This window comes from Streptomyces sp. NPDC091289 (genome assembly GCF_044757365.1).
Taxonomy (GTDB): domain Bacteria; phylum Actinomycetota; class Actinomycetes; order Streptomycetales; family Streptomycetaceae; genus Streptomyces.
In genome coordinates this window covers 53,991-72,695 of record NZ_JBIVUT010000014.1, presented here as the reverse complement: position 1 = coordinate 72,695, position 18,705 = coordinate 53,991, and the positions used below count along the sequence as shown (strand labels likewise).

21 protein-coding genes and 2 tRNA genes are annotated in these 18,705 nt (G+C 70.7%); 3 read left to right on the top strand and 20 right to left on the bottom strand.

Annotated features, from left to right (window positions below; translation table 11 throughout):
* Nucleotides 1-63: 63 nt before the first annotated feature.
* The 4 genes from ACIQPT_RS19950 to ACIQPT_RS19935 all read right to left on the bottom strand — a co-directional run bounded on the left by ACIQPT_RS19950 (nucleotide 64) and on the right by ACIQPT_RS19935 (nucleotide 1,178).
* Nucleotides 64-136 (bottom strand) — tRNA-Ala (locus ACIQPT_RS19950).
* A gap of 132 nt (nucleotides 137-268) precedes the next feature.
* Entirely contained in the window at nucleotides 269-502 is a 234-nt protein-coding gene (locus tag ACIQPT_RS19945; protein ID WP_003969224.1) for a hypothetical protein, read from the bottom strand.
* Between the two features lie 3 nt (nucleotides 503-505).
* Entirely contained in the window at nucleotides 506-694 is a 189-nt protein-coding gene (locus ACIQPT_RS19940) for a hypothetical protein (RefSeq protein WP_401157203.1), read from the bottom strand.
* A 106-nt stretch (nucleotides 695-800) separates the two neighbouring features.
* On the bottom strand, nucleotides 801-1,178 hold the full coding sequence (locus ACIQPT_RS19935) for a winged helix-turn-helix transcriptional regulator (RefSeq protein WP_401157202.1): 378 nt from the start codon (nucleotides 1,176-1,178) through the stop codon (nucleotides 801-803).
* A 102-nt stretch (nucleotides 1,179-1,280) separates the two neighbouring features.
* On the opposite strand from ACIQPT_RS19935, the gene ACIQPT_RS19930 reads away from it, so the two are divergent.
* A complete protein-coding gene (locus tag ACIQPT_RS19930; protein WP_401157201.1) occupies nucleotides 1,281-1,667 on the top strand; it encodes a nuclear transport factor 2 family protein in 387 nt (128 codons plus the stop codon).
* A gap of 13 nt (nucleotides 1,668-1,680) precedes the next feature.
* Here the strand turns inward: ACIQPT_RS19930 and ACIQPT_RS19925 are convergent, their stop codons facing one another.
* Together ACIQPT_RS19925 and ACIQPT_RS19920 are read right to left on the bottom strand one after the other, a co-directional pair.
* Complete coding sequence (locus tag ACIQPT_RS19925; protein WP_401157200.1) at nucleotides 1,681-2,037, bottom strand: nuclear transport factor 2 family protein; 357 nt, start codon at nucleotides 2,035-2,037, stop codon at nucleotides 1,681-1,683.
* Between the two features lie 59 nt (nucleotides 2,038-2,096).
* The gene (locus ACIQPT_RS19920; RefSeq protein ID WP_401157199.1) at nucleotides 2,097-2,897 is read right to left on the bottom strand and encodes an oxidoreductase; all 801 of its coding nucleotides are present in this window, start codon (nucleotides 2,895-2,897) and stop codon (nucleotides 2,097-2,099) included.
* Nucleotides 2,898-2,984: 87 nt separating this feature from the next.
* On the opposite strand from ACIQPT_RS19920, the gene ACIQPT_RS19915 reads away from it, so the two are divergent.
* The gene (locus ACIQPT_RS19915; protein ID WP_401157198.1) at nucleotides 2,985-3,470 is read left to right on the top strand and encodes a winged helix-turn-helix transcriptional regulator; all 486 of its coding nucleotides are present in this window, start codon (nucleotides 2,985-2,987) and stop codon (nucleotides 3,468-3,470) included.
* A gap of 67 nt (nucleotides 3,471-3,537) precedes the next feature.
* On the opposite strand, the gene ACIQPT_RS19910 is transcribed toward ACIQPT_RS19915, so the two are convergent.
* From ACIQPT_RS19910 to ACIQPT_RS19880, 7 genes are all read right to left on the bottom strand, one after another.
* Nucleotides 3,538-3,610 (bottom strand) — tRNA-Ala (locus tag ACIQPT_RS19910).
* 127 nt (nucleotides 3,611-3,737) lie between these two features.
* Entirely contained in the window at nucleotides 3,738-4,391 is a 654-nt protein-coding gene (locus ACIQPT_RS19905) for a histidine phosphatase family protein (protein WP_401157345.1), read from the bottom strand.
* On the bottom strand, nucleotides 4,388-4,819 hold the full coding sequence (gene rsfS, locus ACIQPT_RS19900) for a ribosome silencing factor (protein WP_050360133.1): 432 nt from the start codon (nucleotides 4,817-4,819) through the stop codon (nucleotides 4,388-4,390). The genes ACIQPT_RS19905 and rsfS overlap by 4 nt, the downstream gene beginning before the upstream one ends.
* Nucleotides 4,820-4,989: 170 nt before the next feature.
* Nucleotides 4,990-6,804, bottom strand: a complete 1,815-nt coding sequence (locus ACIQPT_RS19895; protein WP_401157197.1) for a LytR C-terminal domain-containing protein — start codon at nucleotides 6,802-6,804, stop codon at nucleotides 4,990-4,992.
* Between the two features lie 19 nt (nucleotides 6,805-6,823).
* Nucleotides 6,824-7,441 carry a nicotinate-nucleotide adenylyltransferase gene (gene nadD / locus ACIQPT_RS19890; RefSeq protein ID WP_030077827.1) on the bottom strand — a complete coding sequence of 206 codons (618 nt, stop codon included), beginning with the start codon at nucleotides 7,439-7,441 and terminating at the stop codon, nucleotides 6,824-6,826.
* Nucleotides 7,442-7,478: 37 nt separating this feature from the next.
* Nucleotides 7,479-7,640, bottom strand: coding sequence for a hypothetical protein (locus ACIQPT_RS19885; protein WP_032786345.1), 162 nt, complete (start codon nucleotides 7,638-7,640; stop codon nucleotides 7,479-7,481).
* Nucleotides 7,641-7,724: 84 nt separating this feature from the next.
* Complete coding sequence (locus ACIQPT_RS19880; RefSeq protein ID WP_164873493.1) at nucleotides 7,725-7,877, bottom strand: hypothetical protein; 153 nt, start codon at nucleotides 7,875-7,877, stop codon at nucleotides 7,725-7,727.
* A gap of 110 nt (nucleotides 7,878-7,987) precedes the next feature.
* Between ACIQPT_RS19880 and ACIQPT_RS19875 the strand changes: the two genes are divergently transcribed.
* Nucleotides 7,988-9,136: a M48 family metallopeptidase gene (locus ACIQPT_RS19875; protein WP_401157196.1), complete on the top strand. Its 1,149-nt coding sequence runs from the start codon at nucleotides 7,988-7,990 to the stop codon at nucleotides 9,134-9,136.
* On the opposite strand, the gene ACIQPT_RS19870 is transcribed toward ACIQPT_RS19875, so the two are convergent.
* The 7 genes from ACIQPT_RS19870 to ACIQPT_RS19840 all read right to left on the bottom strand — a co-directional run bounded on the left by ACIQPT_RS19870 (nucleotide 9,054) and on the right by ACIQPT_RS19840 (nucleotide 18,668).
* Nucleotides 9,054-10,199 carry a hypothetical protein gene (locus ACIQPT_RS19870; protein WP_401157195.1) on the bottom strand — a complete coding sequence of 382 codons (1,146 nt, stop codon included), beginning with the start codon at nucleotides 10,197-10,199 and terminating at the stop codon, nucleotides 9,054-9,056. The two genes, ACIQPT_RS19875 and ACIQPT_RS19870, sit on opposite strands and share 83 nt — an antisense overlap.
* Nucleotides 10,200-10,408: 209 nt before the next feature.
* A complete protein-coding gene (locus ACIQPT_RS19865) occupies nucleotides 10,409-10,996 on the bottom strand; it encodes a hypothetical protein (RefSeq protein WP_401157194.1) in 588 nt (195 codons plus the stop codon).
* 136 nt (nucleotides 10,997-11,132) lie between these two features.
* Nucleotides 11,133-12,416 (bottom strand): glutamate-5-semialdehyde dehydrogenase, encoded by a 1,284-nt coding sequence (locus ACIQPT_RS19860; RefSeq protein WP_401157193.1) that lies wholly within the window; start codon nucleotides 12,414-12,416, stop codon nucleotides 11,133-11,135.
* Between the two features lie 142 nt (nucleotides 12,417-12,558).
* Nucleotides 12,559-13,050 carry a hypothetical protein gene (locus ACIQPT_RS19855; protein ID WP_401157192.1) on the bottom strand — a complete coding sequence of 164 codons (492 nt, stop codon included), beginning with the start codon at nucleotides 13,048-13,050 and terminating at the stop codon, nucleotides 12,559-12,561.
* Nucleotides 13,051-13,178: 128 nt separating this feature from the next.
* Complete coding sequence (gene proB, locus ACIQPT_RS19850) at nucleotides 13,179-14,333, bottom strand: glutamate 5-kinase (RefSeq protein ID WP_401157191.1); 1,155 nt, start codon at nucleotides 14,331-14,333, stop codon at nucleotides 13,179-13,181.
* Between the two features lie 136 nt (nucleotides 14,334-14,469).
* Nucleotides 14,470-17,238, bottom strand: a complete 2,769-nt coding sequence (locus ACIQPT_RS19845) for a CDP-glycerol glycerophosphotransferase family protein (protein WP_401157190.1) — start codon at nucleotides 17,236-17,238, stop codon at nucleotides 14,470-14,472.
* A gap of 149 nt (nucleotides 17,239-17,387) precedes the next feature.
* Nucleotides 17,388-18,668 carry a glycosyltransferase family 2 protein gene (locus ACIQPT_RS19840; protein WP_401157189.1) on the bottom strand — a complete coding sequence of 427 codons (1,281 nt, stop codon included), beginning with the start codon at nucleotides 18,666-18,668 and terminating at the stop codon, nucleotides 17,388-17,390.
* Nucleotides 18,669-18,705 lie beyond the last annotated feature (37 nt).

Here is an 18,705-nt window from a genome sequence, read left to right as displayed (position 1 = left end):
AAGAACCGGACAAAGAAGCGGGCCACCCGATCCGGGTGGCCCGCTTCTTCATTATCGATCTTGTGGAGCTAAGGAGAATTGAACTCCTGACCTCCTGCATGCCATGCAGGCGCTCTACCAACTGAGCTATAGCCCCTCGCTGTGTGCCGCCCGGTTTCCCTTGGCGACATCGAGAACATTACACGGTCCCCCCGGTGCTTCACCAAATCGTTTCCGGTCCGCACCGATATGCCCGAATCGTCCCGCACGGCTGACCGTCAGCCGCAGGTCAGGCGGTTGCGAAGGAGTAGAAGCGCTTGAGGGTGCAGTGCTCCTCCAGGAGCCGCCCGTAGATCGGCTCCCCCTCCAGCTCCCGATAGGTCTCGATGGGGTCGCCTTTTATGATCAGCGCCCGCGCGCATTCCTCGCACCAGTACTGGTACTCCGCGTTGACCGGGTCCATGTCCCTGACGATGGGCGTACCGCTGCCGCACCAGTCGCACTTACGCCTGTGTGCACCCATCAGTCAGCTCCAGCTGTGGCCGCAGGCCGTGCACACGTAGGAGACCCCTCCGTTGTCACCCAAAACCTGGGCCACATGGGACGAACCGCAGGACGGACAGCCGAGACGGGATCGATCTTCGGACGGTACGGGACCGGGGGGCGGGGCGGGGACAAGAGGCTGGTCGGGGACGTGTTCGCGACTCGCAGGCATCGCGCTCCCTCCCGATCGGTACGTCGCCCCCTCCGGCGTTCCGATTCTGCCATGACCCCGCAAGGGGGGCAGCCCGCTCGCCGCCTCCCACGGGAGGTTCGCACCCTCAGGGCGCGAGGACCTGGTCATCGACAGCGGCGTCGTACCGATCCTGCGCGTCGAGCACATCCTCGGCATGGGACTCCGCCCAGACCTGCAACGCCCTCAAGGGGGCATGCAGGGTGCGGCCGAGATCGGTGAGCTCGTAGCGGGTGTGACCGTCGCGATGAACGGCGCGGTCGATCATGCCGTCACGTTCCAGGGCCCGGAGCGTGTCGGTGAGGACCTTCTTGGTAATGCCCTCGACCCCTCGGTGCAGTTCGCCGAATCGGAGGGGTTCCTCGTGGAGCAGGATGACGATCATCGCGGTCCATTTGTTGGCGATGCGCGCCAATGACCGGCGTGAGGGACACGTGGCGGAGAACACGGTCCATTCCGGTGTCATGTGCGGCCCTCCTCCGTGGTGACGTTGAGGTAACCGGGCCCCCCACCGGCACACTCGACGCTCAGCCTATCGAGGTCTGTCGAACAGAAACGGAGAAAGAGCATGTCGGCCATTGATGTGGTGGGACGGTACGGAGCCGCTGCGGCGGCCGGGGACATGGCGGCGCTGGCGGCCACGCTGACGAAGGACGTGGTGTGGCATCAGCCCGGCGCGAACCAGCTCTCGGGTGATCATGTGGGGCCCGAGGCCGTGCTGGCGCACCTGGGCAGGTTCATGGAACTCAGCGGTGGCACCTTCGCCCTGGAGACCGAGTCGGCGACCGGGAGCGGCAACCTGGTGGCCACGACCGTGCGGTTCACGGCCGAGCGCGAGGGTGCGGCCGCGCTCGACCAGCACGGGGTGGACGTGTTCCGCGTCGAGGGCGACCTGATCGCGGAGATCTGGCTGATCGGCGAGGACCAGGCCGCCGAGGACCGGTTCTGGGGCTAGGACCGGCGATGGCTCAGACCTCGATCGCCAGATCGGCGATGAGCCCGGCACGGAGTACGAACCGGTAGCGGAGGGTGACAGTGCCGCCGGGGAAGTTCCCGTCCAGCCGCACCCGCACGACCACCTGACCGCCGTCGGCGATCCGCTGGTCGATGCGGGTGCTGGTGTAGGTGTACTCGGTCGAGGACTTCTCACTCCAGGCGCGGATCGCCTCGATGCCCTCGTAGGTCTTCCCGTCGTCGAGGACGGTCGCGTCCGGCGCGAACACGGCCGCGACGTCGGCGTGGCGGTTCTCGTCGTGCGCGTCGAGGTAGGCGACCACCGGCGCGGGCAGGGTCGCGGGGTCGTAGGCGGTGAAGGTGTCGTTCATCAGAGTCTCCGTTTCGAGGGGGTGCCGGGCCGGGGCCAGGGGGTACGTGGTGCGGCCGGTCAGATGGTGCGGATGGTGCCGCCGTCGACGACGATCTCGGCTCCGAGGACGCTGGCCGCGGCGTCCGACGCCAGGAACCCGATGACGCCGGCGACTTCGTCCGGGGTGGCGAAGCGCCCCAGCGGCACCCCGCCCAAGGAGGCGACCAGCGAGTTCCAGGCGGCATCGCGGTCACCGTCGAATCGCTCGGTGAGACGGTCGACGAGCTGGTCGGCGCCCTCGGTCCGGATGCCGCCCGGGGAGACCGTGTTGACGCGGATGCCGTGCGGGGCGAGCTGTCCGGCCAGGCCCTTGCTGTAGGTGCGCAGCGCCGCTTTGGCCGCCGCGTACGCCAGGGTGCCGTCCCACAACGGCATGCGCGCCTGGATGGACGCCACGTGGATGATCGCGCCCCGGCCTCTCTCGATCATCGCCGGGACCAGCTCGCGGTCCAGCCGCACCGCGGACAGCAGGTTCAGGTTCAGCTCCTGGGCCCACTCCTCCTCGCCCAGGACGCCGAAGCCACCGGACGGCGACTGCGACCCGCCCGCGACGTGGACGACCACGTCCGGCGCACCCTCGGCGAGGACGATCCGGGCGGCCTCCCGGGCCGCTACGGGGTCGGTCAGGTCGGCGGGAACGAAACGCGCGGCCTCGGCCTCGCCCGGCGTGCGCGCGACGACGGTGACGTCCATGCCCGCTTCCCGCAGGTGGCGGACCACCGCCGCACCGGTTCCCCGGGTCCCGCCCGTGACCGTCGCTCGCGGCGCCGACGGGGAGCGCTCCGCGCCGGACGTAGTTACTTCTATTTTCGCAGTCATTATGGCTGCTAGATTAGCAGTAAGTGGCTGGAGCGTCGAACGCCGACCGTTCGACTGTCCGACCGGCCGTCCGGAGGAGGAATTCGAGTGCCTGCACGCGTCCGCGTCGAGGACCGGGAGTGCCCGCTGTCGACGGCGATGTCGTACGTCGGGGAGTGGTGGACGATCCTGCTCCTGCACGACTGCTTCGACGGATACACACGCTTCGACCAGTTCCAGGCCAACATCGGCCTGTCCTCCAGCATGCTGACCACCCGGCTCAAGACGCTCGTCGACAACGGCATCCTGACCAAGCGCGTCTACCAGCAGCGTCCGGTACGGCACGAGTACGTGCTCACCGACTTCGGCCGCTCACTGCGGCCGATCCTGGTGGCGATGGCCGCGTGGCGGAACGAGCAGCTGGCGCCGTCCGAGCGCTCGATGGTGCTCGTCGACACCGACACCGGCCGCGAGGTGGAGCCGGTGACGGTCGACCCCGTCACCGGCCTGTCCGTGTCGGACCCTCGTTTCGCGTTCCGGTCCGGCCCGGCGGCGGGCGAGCAGATGCGGGCGCGCTACGCCGCCCCTGGGTGACCCGCGCGATCCGGGCGGGAGAACGAGGAAAGCCGGGCACAAAGTGCCCGGCTTCACCTGTCTTGAGTGGAGCTAAGGAGAATTGAACTCCTGACCTCCTGCATGCCATGCAGGCGCTCTACCAACTGAGCTATAGCCCCGCTGTTCGCTGTGTTTCCCTGCGTTTCCGCGCTGCGAACAAGAAGAACTTTAGCCTGTGACCTGCCGGAAAGTGAAATCCGGCCCGGGCCGCCCGAGGACGGCCCGCGAACGGCCTCCGAACAGCGCCTAGTCGTCGTCGCCGAGCACCGGCTCGGGAAGCGTGCCGGCGTTGTGCTCCAGCAGACGCCAGCCGCGCGCGCCCTCCCCGAGAACGGACCAGCAGCAGTTGGACAGCCCGCCGAGCCCTTCCCAGTGGTGCGCCTCCAGGCCCAGCAGCCGGCCGATCGTCGTCCTGATCGTGCCGCCGTGGCTGACCACGACGAGCGTGCCGTTCTCCGGGAGCTTCTCGGCGTGCTCCAGGACGACCGGGGCCGCCCGGTCGGCGACCTCGGTCTCCAGCTCGCCGCCGCCCCGGCGCACGGGCTCCCCGCGCTTCCACGCCGCGTACTGCTCACCGAAGCGCTCGATGATCTCCTGGTGGGTCAGCCCCTGCCAGGCGCCCGCGTACGTCTCACGGAGTGAGGCGTCGTGGGCGACGGTGAGACCGCTGACGGCGGACAGCTCGGCAGCCGTGGCCGCCGCCCGCCGCAGGTCGGAGGCGACGATGGCGTCCGGCTTCAGCGAGGCGAGCAGCCGGGCGGCGCGCCGGGCCTGCCCGACGCCGGCCTCGGTGAGCTCGATGTCCGTGGAGCCCTGGAAGCGGCGCTCCAGATTCCATGCCGTCTGGCCGTGTCGCCAGAGGACGATCCTGCGGCCCCTGCCGCTGCTGCTGCCGTTCAGCTCTGGTCACCTTCCGTGCCGCCGTTGAGCTGTGCGTGCTCCTCGGCCTTGCCGCGGGTCTTGATCGCGTCCTCGGGGAGGGCGATCTCCGGGCAGTCCTTCCACAGGCGCTCCAGCGCGTAGAACACGCGCTCCTCGCTGTGCTGGACATGGATGACGATGTCGACGTAGTCGAGGAGGATCCAGCGGGCGTCGCGGTCGCCCTCACGGCGCACCGGCTTGACGCCGAGCTCCTTCTGGAGCTGCTCCTCGATCTCGTCGACGATCGACTTGACCTGGCGGTCGTTGGGGGCCGAGGCCAGCAGGAAGGCGTCGGTGATCGACAGCACGTCGCTGACGTCGTAGGCGATGATGTCGTGCGCGAGCCGGTCGGCGGCCGCCTGAGCGGCAGCGTTGATGAGCTCGATGGAGCGGTCCGTGGCGGTCACATGCAGGCTTTCGTCGGCGGTCGGATGCAACCTCTAGGGTCTCACGGACCACCGACAGAGCCTTACTGCGTTGCACCGGCGGGCTTTCACCGCGTTTCACCGGCCGGCTTCCGCCGCGCTCACCGGCCGACGCCGGAGCGTCGGCCGGTGTCCCCGAGCGGGCTGGCGGGCTACTTGACCTCGTAGTCCTGGCCGAGAACCGCGGACACGTCGGCGTTGGCGGCCGGCTCGCCCTTCTTCACATCGCCCGCGGAGAGACCCAGGGTCTTGGCCACCTCGGTGGCCTTCTCCTTGTCCTCGGCGGACCGGTAGAGCACGACGGACGACGCCTCGGCCCCTGCCTTGCCGCTGTCCACGAAGGCGTAGCCGCCGTTGACCAGCTGGACCCGGGCGGCCTCCGCGGCCTTCTCGTTCCCGGTGGCGTTGCGGACGGCGACCCGGAGCGGAGCGCCCGCCTCGGGCGCCTTCACCGTGCCGCCGAGGATGTCCTTGACGACACCGCGGGTGTCCGCCTCGGTGAGCGTGCCGTCCCCCTGGACCGGCAGCACGGCCGTCTTGTAGTCGCCGACCTTGGCACGCGAGGCCAGCTTGGCGAGCGAGGCGCCGAGGTCCTTCTCGGGGAGGGACGGGTCGAGCACCTGGAGCAGCGTCTCGATGGTGACGGTCGCGGCCTTGGGGTCCTCGGAGATCTTGCGCAGGGTGGCCCGCATGACCTCGCCGAACCGCGTCAGCTGCTTGGCCTCGGGCTCGCCCGGCGCGCGGTACGTGGCGTACGCGACGGCCATCGGACCGCTGAGCGTCTGGCCCTCGCCCTTGTCCACCAGGGGCGACTCGCCCTTCTTGGCGCCGGGCACCTCGGTGTCGGTGTCGACCTCGATGTTGCCGACCAGCTCGACGAGGTTCTCCAGGTACGGGGTGTCCAGCCGCCAGGTGCCGGTGATCCGGGTGCCCAGGAGGGTGTCGATCGACTCCCGGGTGCCGGTCCTGCCGTCGTCCTCGACGGACTTGCCGAGCGTGGTGGTGGTCCCGTCGTCGCCCGCGACGGCGAGGGAGTTGGGCAGCAGGACGGTGGTGCCCTGCTTGGTGGTGGCGTTGTCGACGAGCAGCGCCGTCGAGGTGCCGCCCTTCTTCGTGTCGTGCAGGTGCACCACGATCATGTCGCGCTGCTGGGCGCCGGCGGCCACGGCCTTCTTCTCGTCCGATCCGGACAGCCCCGGGATCATGTCGGCGGACCAGAGGTAGCCGGCCCCGCCGACGACGACGAGAACGGCGACGACGATCAGCGCGACCATCCGGTTGCGGCCCTTGCGCCGGGCCTCCTCGCGCCGCTCACTGCGGCTCTCGGTGAACTTCAGCCAGTCGATGACGTCTTCGGAGTCCTCGTCGGGCTCCTCGATGAACGAGAACTGCTCGGTGCGGTAGTCCGGGGTGGGCTTGCGCTGCCCCGGAAGCCCGGGCTCGGCCTCCGCGTCCGCTGCCTCCGGTGACTGCGGCGGAGACGGCTGGTGGTGCTGGTGCTGCTGCTGTACGGGAGCCTGCTGCGGGGACTGTTCCGGTGCGGGGGCCGCGCCCTGTTGCGGGATGCTCCAGTGCTGGCCGGTGTCGACCGCCGTGGGCTGCTGCCCGGTGGCGTAGCCGTAGTCGGTGTAGGAGCCGTAGCCGTACCCCTGGTCGGCGCCCTGGTCCTGCTGCGGCTGGGGCGCCTGGCCCGGGTGCCGGCCGCCGTAGGGGTCGTAACCTTGGGGCTGCTGCTGGGGGTTGCCGTACGCGTCGTAGCCGTAGCCGGCGTCCTGGGTCGGGTGCCCCTGGCCCTGGCCCTGCTGGGCGGCGTAGGGGTCGTAGCCCTGGGGCTGCTGGCCCTGCTGGCCCTGCTGGTCGTACTGCTGCTGCCCCTGCTGCTGGTAGACCGGCTGCCCGTACGCGTCGTAGCCGACGATCTGCGGCTCTTGGTAGTACGGGTCGTACGGGTTCTGTCGGTCGTTCACCGGTGCCCCTCTCCGTGGCTCATTCGCCGCGGTACAGCTGGCGCTTGTCGATGTAGCGGACCACGCCGTCCGGCACCAGGTACCAGACCGGCTCCCCCTGCGCGACCCTCTCACGACAGTCCGTGGACGAGATCGCCAGCGCGGGCACCTCCACGAGGGAGACGCCGCCCTCGGGCAGCCCGTCGTCCGTGAGCACGTGACCCGGGCGGGTCACACCGATGAAGTGGGAGAGCGAGAACAGCTCCTCCGCGTCGCGCCAGGTGAGGATCTGGGACAACGCGTCGGCGCCGGTGATGAAGAAGAGGTCCGCCTCGCCGTGGACCTCGCGCAGGTCCCGCAGCGTATCGATGGTGTACGTCGGTCCGCCACGGTCGATGTCACTGCGGCTGACGGAGAACTGCGGGTTGGACGCGGTGGCGATGACCGTCATCAGATAGCGGTCCTCGGCCGGGGAGACCTTCTTGTGGCTCTTCTGCCACGGCTGCCCGGTGGGGACGAAGACGACCTCGTCGAGATGGAACTGGGCGGCCACTTCACTGGCCGCCACCAGGTGTCCATGGTGGATCGGGTCGAATGTCCCGCCCATCACGCCGATACGGCGCTTGCCGGGGCCGGTAGGCACTTCCTGCTCTCCCATGCGTGCAGAGCCTACTGGCACAGCTGTACGCCCCGACTCAGCGGTCGCGGTTGAAGCGGGTGGTGACCCACAGCAGGAACATCAGCGCGAGGAAGGCCAGGCCGCCGACGAGGTAGGGGTTGAGGCTTTCGTGGTTGCCGCCGCCCTCGCCTCCGGAGGCGAGGGTGGCCAGCTCGTGTGCGGTGCTCGTGAGGCTCATCTTCGGCAGGACCTATCGATCGTGAGGCGGAAGGAAGACGTCAGGCACATCGTATGCGGGACCCTCGGGCACGCTCACGGCGACTCAGTCGTTGTTGTCGTCGTTGCGGTATCCCCGCAGCAGGAACCAGGCGAGCAGCACCGCCCCGAGGATCGAGACGAGCAGCACGATCCGGAGGGTGCCGCCCGGTCCCTGCTCCTGGGACGCGGCGGCGAGCAGTACGGCGGTGTGCGGCATTCGGGCGCTCCTCAAAGTTATCCACAGCCCCCCGCACACCGTAGCGCCAGCGCATACGCTGGGTTTTGTCCGGGGGACGAGCAACGTCTCGTACGAACAGGGGGCCATCCATGACCGACAGCAGTCACGAGAACGTGCCGAGCAGGCAGCGCCGGCGATTCCCCGGGATCTCCTCCCGGGCCTACGAGCATCCCGCCGACCGCTCGGCCCTGGTGGCCCTGCGCAAGCTGACCGGGTTCGACACCGTGTTCAAGGCGCTCAGCGGGCTGCTCCCGGAGCGCAGCCTGCGGCTGCTCTTCCTCTCCGACTCCGTCCGGGTGAGCGACGCGCAGTTCGCCCACCTCAACGACATGCTGCGGGACGCGTGTTACATCCTGGACCTGGAGAAGGTCCCGCCGATGTACGTGAAGCAGGACCCGCAGCCCAACGCCATGTGCATCGGGCTGGACGAGCCGATCATCGTGGTCACCACCGGCCTGGTCGAGCTGCTCGACGAGGAGGAGATGCGGGCGGTGGTGGGCCACGAGGTGGGCCACGCGCTCTCCGGCCACTCGGTGTACCGGACGATACTGCTGTTCCTGACCAACCTCGCCGTGAAGGTCGCCTGGATCCCGCTGGGCAATGTGGCGATCATGGCGATAGTGACGGCGCTGCGCGAGTGGTTCCGCAAGTCGGAGCTGTCCGCGGACCGGGCCGGGCTGCTGGTCGGCCAGGACATCACGGCCTCGATGCGCGGCCTGATGAAGATCGCGGGCGGCAATCACCTCCACGAGATGAACGTGGACGCCTTCCTCGCCCAGGCCGACGAGTACGAGAAGGGCGGCGACCTCCGCGACTCCGTCCTGAAGATCCTCAACGTGCTGCCCCGGACGCACCCGTTCACCACCGTGCGGGCCGCCGAGCTGAAGAAGTGGTCGGAGACCCGCGACTTCCAGCGGATCATGGACGGCCACTACCCGCGGCGCGACGAGGACAAGGACACCTCGGTGACCGACTCGTTCCGGGAGTCCGCCTCGCACTACGCGGACACGGTGCGCACCAGCAAGGACCCGCTGATGAAGCTCGTGGGCGACATCGCCGGCGGCGCGGGAGACCTGGGCGGCAAGCTGCGCGACAAGTTCACCGGAGCCGGGGCCGGGGCTGGATCCGGGGCCGGGGGCGCGAAGGGCGGTTCCGCTACGGACGGGGACGAGACGTCGGGCCGGCCTGAGGACCCTGAGGAGGGGAGCCCGGGGACGTCGGGCCCGTCGGGGAGCTGACGGCCCCCAGGGTCCCGCAGAGCGCCGCCGTGGGCCGGCCCGTGGCGTACGGGTCGGTGGCGGCGGGTCCGCGGGCGTCCGCCCGTTCCCCGGCGAGGAGCGGGCGGAGCATCCCGGTCGCGTCGGCCGAGCAGGACTGCGGCCCTGCCTGGATGTAGGCGGTGCGTACCTCCAGGCGGTGCAGTCGCAGGTCCTCCCGGTCGAAGCGGAAGTGCAGCTCGCGCCGCACGGTGAACAGGGACGCGCCGTCCTCCCGGTGGGGCCCGTCCGCCGGGCGCAGGGCGTAGGTGAAGGTGTGGTCCGAGACGACGCCGAGGGCGCCCGCCGCCTCCTCCTCGTAGCGGAGGGTGCCGTGGACCCGGATCCGCGGGTCCGCGAGCTCCACCTGCTCCGGGTCGAAGCGCACGAGCCAGCCGGTGGCGGCGTGGCTCCCGTCGTCCGCCGGGCTGCTCAGACTCTGTTCGAACTGGGCGCGCTGGTCCGGATCGAGGAGGTGCTCGACCGGCCGGCGTACGGAGCCGGTGAGGACGTCGGGGTTCAGGGACGACTCCACCAGGTAGTCCTTGACCGTGGCGAGAGCGGCGGTGATCTGGCTGTCGGAGAAGTTCTGGGTGCGTTCCACGGCGGGGAAGTTGATGCCGGCCGCGCCCGAGCGGAATCCGGAGACCGGCTCGGTCCGGTACAGCCGCTCGGGTGACCCGCCCGGTACGGCGCCCCGGGGGGCCAGGGGGACGACGGTGGTCCGCAGGGGTTCGGCGCGCCGGACGGCCGGTTGGGGGTAGGGGCTCCGGAATCCGATGTAGACGGCCACGGCGAAGGCCAGGGCGATGAGGACGACCAGGGCTATGGCGGCCCGGGAGCCGCCGCCGCTACGGACGGTGACCTGCGCCTCGGGCAGGGTGCGGACGGCGCGGGCGTGCTCGCCCATCCGTTCCTGCGCCGAGTACTCCTGCATCCGGGCAGCCTGGACGAACGATTCGTCGAAGACGAGCGAGCGGTATTCGTCCTCGCCGCCCGCGGGGTTCTCGGGCGGGCCGTCCGGCGGTTCTGAGCGGCCTGTCATGACTTCTCTCCCGATCTCCACACCGGTCGGTTCGGTGCGCAACGGTCTGCTTCGGACGAGCGGCGTCCGGCAGCGAGAAGCCCCCCTGGGAACGAGGGGTCACATCTTCAGGGTAGGTCGATTGCGGTCCGCGTAAACGCGGAGAACCCCGGGAAGTGCGAGGGCGAAGGGGGCGGTCATCGGCGAACGGGTGACGTGAGGGGGCGGGCTCAGGGCACCCGGGGCTCGGCGGAGACCGCGGGGCGGGAGTAGTCCGCGGAGGCCGACGGGGCGGCCCCGGGCTTGTCCACCCCGCTGGTGGCGGGTGGCGGCACCTGGTCCTGGCCGTTGTTCGAGGCGCCCCGGTAGACCGCGCTGAAGGCGAGGGAGACCATGCCGACGCCCATCAGCACGGCCAGCAGCCAGGCGACCGGGCGGTGCCAGCGGGCGGAGTTGCGGTAGGGGCGCAGGGAGCCGCCGTGGCGGCCGTAGGGGCCCGGGGCGGGGTCGTCGTCGTCCCCGACGCCGTGGTCCGGGTCGTAGTCGAGGTCGTGGGGGTCGTGGTAGCCCCGGGTGCGGCCGTAGAGGCCGTATTCGTCGTCGGCGCGACGGCTCCGGCGGGCGCGGGCCGCGTCGGCCTCGGCGCGGGCCTCGGCGGCGGCGAGCAGGCGCTCCACGGCGGTGGGCTCATGGACGGGCGCCGACCGGACGAAGTCCTCGTCGAACACCACGGAGGCGAAGTCCTCGTCCGCGCCCCCGCGGTCGTCGTCGGGCTCCCAGCCGTCAGGAAACGGCTTGCCCCCCACGTCGTCCGGCACGGATTCAGCGTAGCCCCGTCGGGACCTTTTGGGCAGGGACCCCGCGAACTCCCCCGGATCGACGGGGGCGAACATGCGGTCGGCCCCTCCTGGCGGGAGGGGCCGACCGGAGGGGCCGAGGCGGGTCCGGGCGGGTCTAGCGGATGTGCCCGTCGCCCGTGACGATGTACTTCGTCGAGGTCAGCTCGGGCAGGCCCATCGGACCGCGGGCGTGGAGCTTCTGCGTGGAGATGCCGATCTCGGCGCCGAAGCCGAACTGCCCGCCGTCCGTGAAGCGGGTGGAGGCGTTCACGGCGACCGTGGTCGAATCGACCAATTGGGTGAACCGGCGGGCGGCGGCCTGCGAGGTGGTGACGATCGCCTCGGTGTGGCCGGAGGTCCAGAGCCGGATGTGGGCGACCGCCGCGTCCAGGGAGTCGACGACCGCCGCCGCGATGTCGTAGGAGAGGTATTCGGTCTCCCAGTCCTCCGTCGTCGCCGGGACCACCGTGGCCTTGGTGGAATCGGCGTGGGCGAGCACCCGCTCGTCGCCGTGCACGGTGACCCCGGCATCGGCGAGCGCGTCCAGGGCGAGCGGCAGGAAGGCGTCCGCCACGTCCTTGTGGACGAGCAGGGTCTCGGCGGCGTTGCAGACGCTGGGGCGCTGGGCCTTGGAGTTGATCAGGATATCGACGGCCATGGCCAGGTCCGTCTGCGCGTCGACGTAGACGTGGCAGTTTCCGGTGCCCGTCTCGATGACGGGGACGGTGGACTGCTCGACGACCGTGCGGATCAGGGAGGCGCCTCCGCGCGGGATGAGGACGTCGACCAGGCCGCGGGCCCGCATCAGTTCCGTCACGGAGTCGCGGCTCTCGCCCGGGACGAGCTGCACCGCGTCGGCCGGCAGTCCGGAGCCGCCGACCGCGTCGCGCAGGACCCGGACGAGGGCGGTGTTGGAGGCGTAGGCGGAGGAGGAGCCGCGCAGCAGGACCGCGTTGCCGGACTTCAGGCAGAGGGCGGCGGCGTCGACGGTGACGTTGGGCCGGGCCTCGTAGATGATGCCGACCACGCCGAGCGGGACCCGCACCTGGCGGAGGTCGATGCCGTTGGGCAGGGTCGAGCCGCGCACCACTTCGCCGACCGGGTCGGGCAGGGCCGCCACGTCCCGTACGTCGGCGGCGATGGCGCGGATGCGTTCCGGGGTGAGGGTGAGGCGGTCGATGATGCCTTCGCTCGTCCCGGCCTCGCGGGCGCGCTCGACGTCCTTGGCGTTGGCCTCGACGATCTCGCTCGTACGCACTTCGAGGGCGTCGGCGATGGCCAGCAGCGCGTCGTCCTTGGCCGCGCGCGGAAGTGGCGCGATGTCGGCGGCGGCGGCACGGGCCCGGTAGGCGGTCTGCGCGACCGGGGAGAGGTTGTCGTAGGGCGAGAGCGTGGTCATGCCCGCAGAGTAATGCGCGCTCTGCGGGCATCCGTCACGTATCCCGTGATGCGAGACGGCCGGCCCGAGGTGCGGACGCACCGGGATTGCCCCCGGAATGCCCCGGATCGCCCCCGGGATCGCCTCTTGGATCACCCCCGGGTCAGTAGGGGTGCACGCCCACGGGGGCCGCGGGCGGCGGTCCGTAACCCTCGGCGATCCGCAGGTGGTAGGTCTCGCGGTCGATGACTTCGAGGCCGACGATCTCCCAGGGCGGGAGCCGGGCGCTGGAGCGGTGCTCGCCCCACAGCCGCAGCGCCACCGCGGCCGCGTCGTGCAGATCGCGGGCCTCTTCCCAGTAGCGGATCTCCGCGTGGTCGTTGGCGTAGCGGCTGGTCAGCAGGAAGGGATGGTCGTGGGCGAGCTGTTCCAGGCCGCGTCTGACCTCGCTCAGCGGCGTCTCGGCGCCCGAGACGCTGAGGGTGATGTGCCAGAGCTTCGACTGCGGGGACTCCTCCTTCGCCGTCGTGACCGGCTCCCGTCCGACGGTGTCCGCCGGGAGTGGATTCCGGTCGAAATCCGCCCCCGCTCCGACGCTCGTCAGGGCGCGGTTGGCCGTGCCTCGGGGCGGCGCCCCCGGGCGCGCTCGTCTCACCGGCGGCCTCCTGTGATGTGTTGCTGTGCGGTACCCCTGTTTCCCCACTACAAAGTGGACCAGTCCACAGCCGGGCGTGGGGTGGTTTTGGTAAAGGTCCCTGCCGGAGAGCGGGACTTTCAGCCGATTCAGGAGGTGAGGCGCGGCACGAGGAGGACCAGATCGTCCCTGTGTACGACCTCGCGCTCGTAGGCGGGCCCCAGTTCGCGGGCCAGGTCCCGGGTGGAGCGGCCGAGCAGCTGGGGGATCTCCTTCGCGTCGAAGTTGACGAGGCCGCGGGCGATCGGGGTGCCGTGCGGGTCGCGCAGTTCGACGGGGTCGCCGGCGCTGAACTCGCCCTCGACGGCGGAGATTCCGGCGGGCAGCAGTGAGGTGCGCCGCTCCACCACGGCCCGTACGGCGCCGTCGTCGAGGGTGAGCGCGCCCTGCGGGGTGGAGGCGTGGGCCAGCCACAGGAGCCGGTCGGCGGAGCGGCGGCCGGTGCGGTGGAAGTACGTGCCGGTGTCGCGGCCCGCGAGCGCGTCGGCGGCCCGGCTGGCGGAGGTGAGGACGACGGGGACGCCGGCGGCGGTGGCGATGCGGGCGGCCTCGACCTTGGTGACCATGCCGCCGGTGCCCACGCCCGCCTTCCCGGCGCTGCCGATGGTGACGCCCGCCAGGTCCTCGGGGCCGGTGACCTCGGCGATGCGGGAGGCGCCGGGGGTGCCGGGCGGTCCGTCGTAGAGGCCGTCCACGTCGGAGAGCAGGACGAGCAGGTCGGCGTGGACGAGGTGGGCGACGAGGGCGGCGAGCCGGTCGTTGTCGCCGAAGCGGATCTCGTCGGTGGCGACGGTGTCGTTCTCGTTGACGACGGGGACGGCGCCCATCTCCAGGAGCTTGTCCAGGGTGCTGTAGGCGTTGCGGTAGTGGCCGCGGCGGCTGGTGTCGTCGGCGGTGAGGAGCACCTGGCCGACGCGGACGCCGTAGCGCGCGAACGAGGCGGTGTAGCGGGCCACGAGGAGGCCCTGGCCGACGCTGGCGGCGGCCTGCTGGCGGGCCAGGTCCTTGGGCCTGCGGACGAGGCCGAGCGGGGCGAGTCCGGCGGCGATGGCTCCGCTGGAGACGAGGACGACCTCGCGTTCGCCGCCGTCCCTGACCTTGGCCAGGACGTCCACGAGGGCGTCGACGCGGTCGGCGTCGAGGCCGCCGGATGCGGTGGTGAGCGAGGAGGACCCGATCTTGACGACGACCCTGCGGGCGCCGGTCACCGCCGACTCACGGCCCGACGGCCTCAGCTCTGCCACGTGCTTCCTCGCTCTGGATCGCCCCGGTGTCCGACGGGGGCGCGCGTGCCGCCCCCGGCACAGCACAGTACGCGAGCGGCCGCCCCCGCTGCCTGCCGGTTTCGCTCGGTGGACAGCGGCGGGGCGGCCGGTGGGATCAGCTCTGCCGCTCGTCCTTGACGGCGAGCATCCGGTCGACGACGCGGGCGGCGGCGCGGCCGTCGGAGGGATCGCAGAAGTCGACCCGGAACTGGGCGTACTTCTCCTTGTACTCCTCGCTCACCGCGTCGATGTTCCGGATCGCGGAGACGAGCTCGTCGGAGGTCTTGATCAGCGGCCCGGGGGCGCGGGAGGTGAAGTCGAAGTAGAAGCCGCGCAGGGTGTCGCGGTAGTGCTCCAGGTCGTACGTGAAGAAGAGCATCGGCCGCCCGGAGTGCGCGAAGTCGAACAGCACCGAGGAGTAGTCCGTGATCAGCACGTCGGCGATCAGGTAGAGGTCGGCGATGTCCGGGTAGTACGTGACGTCGTGGACGAAGCCCTGTCCGGCGCCGGGGATGGAGTCGAGGACCTTGTGGTGCTTGCGGTAGAGCAGCACGTGGTCCTCGCCGAGCTCGCGGCGGGCGGCCTCGACGTCGATCCGGTTGTCGAGCTTGAAGCGGCGTCCGCCGTAGCGCTGGTCGTCGCGCCAGGTGGGGGCGTACAGGACGACCTTCTTGCCCGGGGGGATGCCGAGCTTCTCCCGTACGGCCGCGGCGCGCTTGACGCGGTCGGGGGCGTGGAAGACGTCGTTGCGCGGGTAGCCCGCTTCCAGGACCTCGCACTGGAGGCGGAAGGCGTTGGTCATGATCGGGGTGGTGAAGGCGTTCGGCGTGATGAACAGGCTGTACTGGCGCGAGCGCTGCGGGAGGCTCGCGATGTAGGCCAGGTTCGCCTTGGGGGTGCCGAGGAGGTCGGCGCCGATGCGCTTGAGCGGGGTGCCGTGCCAGGTCTGGACGACGACCTGGCCCTTGCGGCGGACGAACCACTCGCGGATGCCGCCGTTGGTGACGACGTACCGGCTGCGGGCCAGTGCCTCGTACCACTCCTCGCTGCCCCACTCGACGCCGCGGACGCCGGGCGGCAGGACGACCTGCTGGTCGTGGACCATCGCGATGTGCTCGACCTCGGTGCCGCGCCGCTTGAGCTCCTCGTAGACCGCGCGGGGCGAGTCGGAGAACTGCTTGCCGCCGAAGCTGTTGTAGAGCACGGCCTCGCGCAGCGGCAGCTCGCGCTGTCCGGGGGTGTAGAGGTCGCGCATGAGGCGTTGGCGGTAGGCGCCGCGCAGCTCCGGGGCGAGGACCGGGCCGGACTCCACGAAGATCCGGTCGAAGTCGAGCCGCTCGACGGTGTACGTGCGGTGCTCGCCCCGGTGGGCCAGCGGCAGCGTGCCGACGAGGTCGGGGCGGATCGTGACGGGCAGGTCGCGGGTGTGGTCCCACTCGGTGCGCAGGCGCAGACGCGGCATCCAGCGGCCGGCGCGCAGCGGCACGGTGCCCTCGTAGGTGGGCATGGTGTCCGGGCGCAGGCGGGCGGTGAAGCGGCCGTCGGCGAATTCGACGGGCAGCGGGCGGTCCTCGTTGCGGCCGGTGTGGCGCAGGACCATCTTCATCTGCTCGGCCGGGCCGGTGTAGACGCCGGAGAGGACCAGCTCGCCCTCGGCGCTCCACTCGACGCGGTCGACGAGGGGCTGGACCGTGCGTACCTGCGGGGTGACGTTCCCCACGCCGTCGGTGAGGATCGCGAACTCGCGTCCCCCGGGCAGCGGGTGGACCCCGGTGACGGGCTCGGCTCCATGGGTGGCGCGGCGGGTGGTGCCGTCGGCGAAGACGATCAGTGCGCGGTACTTGACGGCCTTGCCGGGCCGTACGGCGTCGACGGGCAGGTCCGCGAAGTCCAGGCGGGCGGTGTGGCGGAGCCAGCCGTCGGCGCCGGTCCCGCTCTGCTGGAGCGGGAGGTCGGTGGTGAAGCCGCTGGGCTCGTGGTCGATCCGCAGGGCGGTGGGGTGCGTGCCCGCGGGGGTGGTGCGGCGGGAGCGCAGGGTGACGGTGAGGCTCTCGGCGTCGGCTTCCTGGGCGATGATCTCGGCGGGGACGACGTCCACGGTGAGCTTGAGCCGGTTGCGGTCGAAGCCGGCGACGAGGCGGACGCCGTCGTCGAGGATCCGGGTGGAGCTGTGGCCGGCCGCGCCCGCGTTGTTCTTGGTGATGCTGCCGACCGACATGCCGCCGGGGCGCGGGATGCCGATGCCGAGCCGCCAGGTGCCCGGCTGCCACTGGCCGCGTACGCGCAGCCGGGACGGGTCGATGCCGATCTCGAAGCCGGACCGGTCGTAGTTGTGCAGGGCGCCCTTGGCCTCGGCGGTGGCGCGGGGTTCCAGGACGGTGCGGATCCGCAGCGGGAGGGTGGAGCGGCTGCCCCGGCGGCGGAGCACGGCGACGCGCAGGGAGCGTTTCCCGGTGGCGGAGGGGACGTTGGGGATGTAGGCGTAGCCCTTGACGAGGAGTTTGCCGTCCTCCCAGCCGAGGTCCAGGAGCTTGCCGCGTACGGGCAGTTCGCTGCGGTTGAAGTTGCGCACGGAGGAGGGGAGCGAGGAGCTCTCGACGCCGGGCAGCTCGATGCGGGCGCGCCGCAGGCCGCGCACGGAGAAGACTCCCGGGTTCTCGCGCTCGTAGTGCAGCAGGTCGGCCAGCTCGTCGCCGCGGCCGCTGGCCGCCAGGTGCCACTTGACCCGGGCCATCGGGGAGAACTGCCGTACGACCTTGGGGGCGGCGCGGTCCAGGAATTCCTTGGCCGCTCGGTGGAATTCGGGGCGCTCCTCGACCGGAGTCTCCGGGAAGTACTGCATGAGCCGGCCGAGCTCGTCGGGGATCGCTTCGAGGGACGCCACGGGGGGAGCCTTTCCGAGGGGGCGTGCGCATGGTGAACCCCGGCATAACGGGGCGTGAATGAGACGCAGACAGTATCTCGCTCACGCACGCGTCATGACGTCACATCAGCCGCATTCGGCCCCGGCCGAAAGTCACCGGACCCCCCGTTTCACCTGCTCGACAGCCGCCTTCCGGGCTCGGGGGTCCGAGGTGACCGCACTGTTGTTCGCAGGACCCGACGGGCCCTGCGGACGATGCGTCGGGCCTTGCGGACGGCGCGGCGGGTGACCGGCACGTGCGGCACGGGCTCGGGCGGCTTGACGCGCTTGCCTTCGACCCACTCGGGCACGGTCACCTCGTAGGTGCTGCGCGGCAGCCTCCTCGCCCTGGTGAACTGCGGATACATCAGCTGCATCCGGGGAGGGCTCTGCCTGCGGACCACTTCGGGCTCCTGCTTGTCCCGCAGGACGCGCAGGAAGTCGAGCAGCAGATCGAGCCTGCCTCGGGCCACGCAGGTCAACCTGATCCGCTCGTTGACCTTGAGCAGGGAGGCGAGGCCCGGGGTCCAGTAGGCCTTCATCAGCGGTGCGGCGAGGGCCAGCTTCTCGCGCTGCGCCGAGGCCGGAAGTTTCAGCAGTCCGGGTCCGAACTGAGGAAGCAGCGTGATAACGAACGGACGTACCATCAGGGCGTCCCGCCGGGGTCCGGCCGGCACATGGGCGGCGATCAACCCCGTGAGCGCCCGGGCGGAGTCGAACCGCAGGACGTAACTCCCGCGCTTGGTCGCCTGGTTGCCGTCGGCCCGGCCCACCAGGTAGTAGCAGGTGTAGTCGGCGACCACGGAGACACCGTTGCCGCGCAGATACGCCTCCATGGTGAACAGGGCGTCCTCGCCGGTCTTCAGCGTCTCGTCGAAGGTCATGCCGAGCCGGACGAGAAGGTCGCGCCGGAACAGCTTCTGCGCGCTCAGCGTGAATTTGATGTTGGAGGAGTACAGGTCGGCGCGGTCGACCGTCTTCTTCCACATGGACTTCGGGGCGCCTCGATCGACCCCGACGACCTTCCCCAGGACGACGTCCGTGCCGGCCCGGTCCCCCATCGCCACCATGCGTTCCAGGGCTTCCTCGCCGAAGTAGTCATCGGCGTCGAGGAAGAAGACATAGCGGCCGCGGGCCAGCCCCAGGCCCCGGTTGCGCGGGCCACTGGGACCCCCGGAGTTGGCCTGCCGGACCACCCGGGTGGGGATGGCGGTGCGGGCGGCGAACTCTTCGAGGTACTCGCCCGTGCCATCCGTGGAGCCGTCATCGACCGCGATGATCTCCAGCCGGTCCGCACCGATCGTCTGCGCCTCGACGGACTCCAGACACCGGACCAGGTAGGGCATCGCTTCATATGCTCCGACGATCACACTGACATCGGGCACGTCGTTCGTCCTGGGCATGTCGACCATGTGCACTCTTTGATTTGATCACGAAAGAGGCGAATTG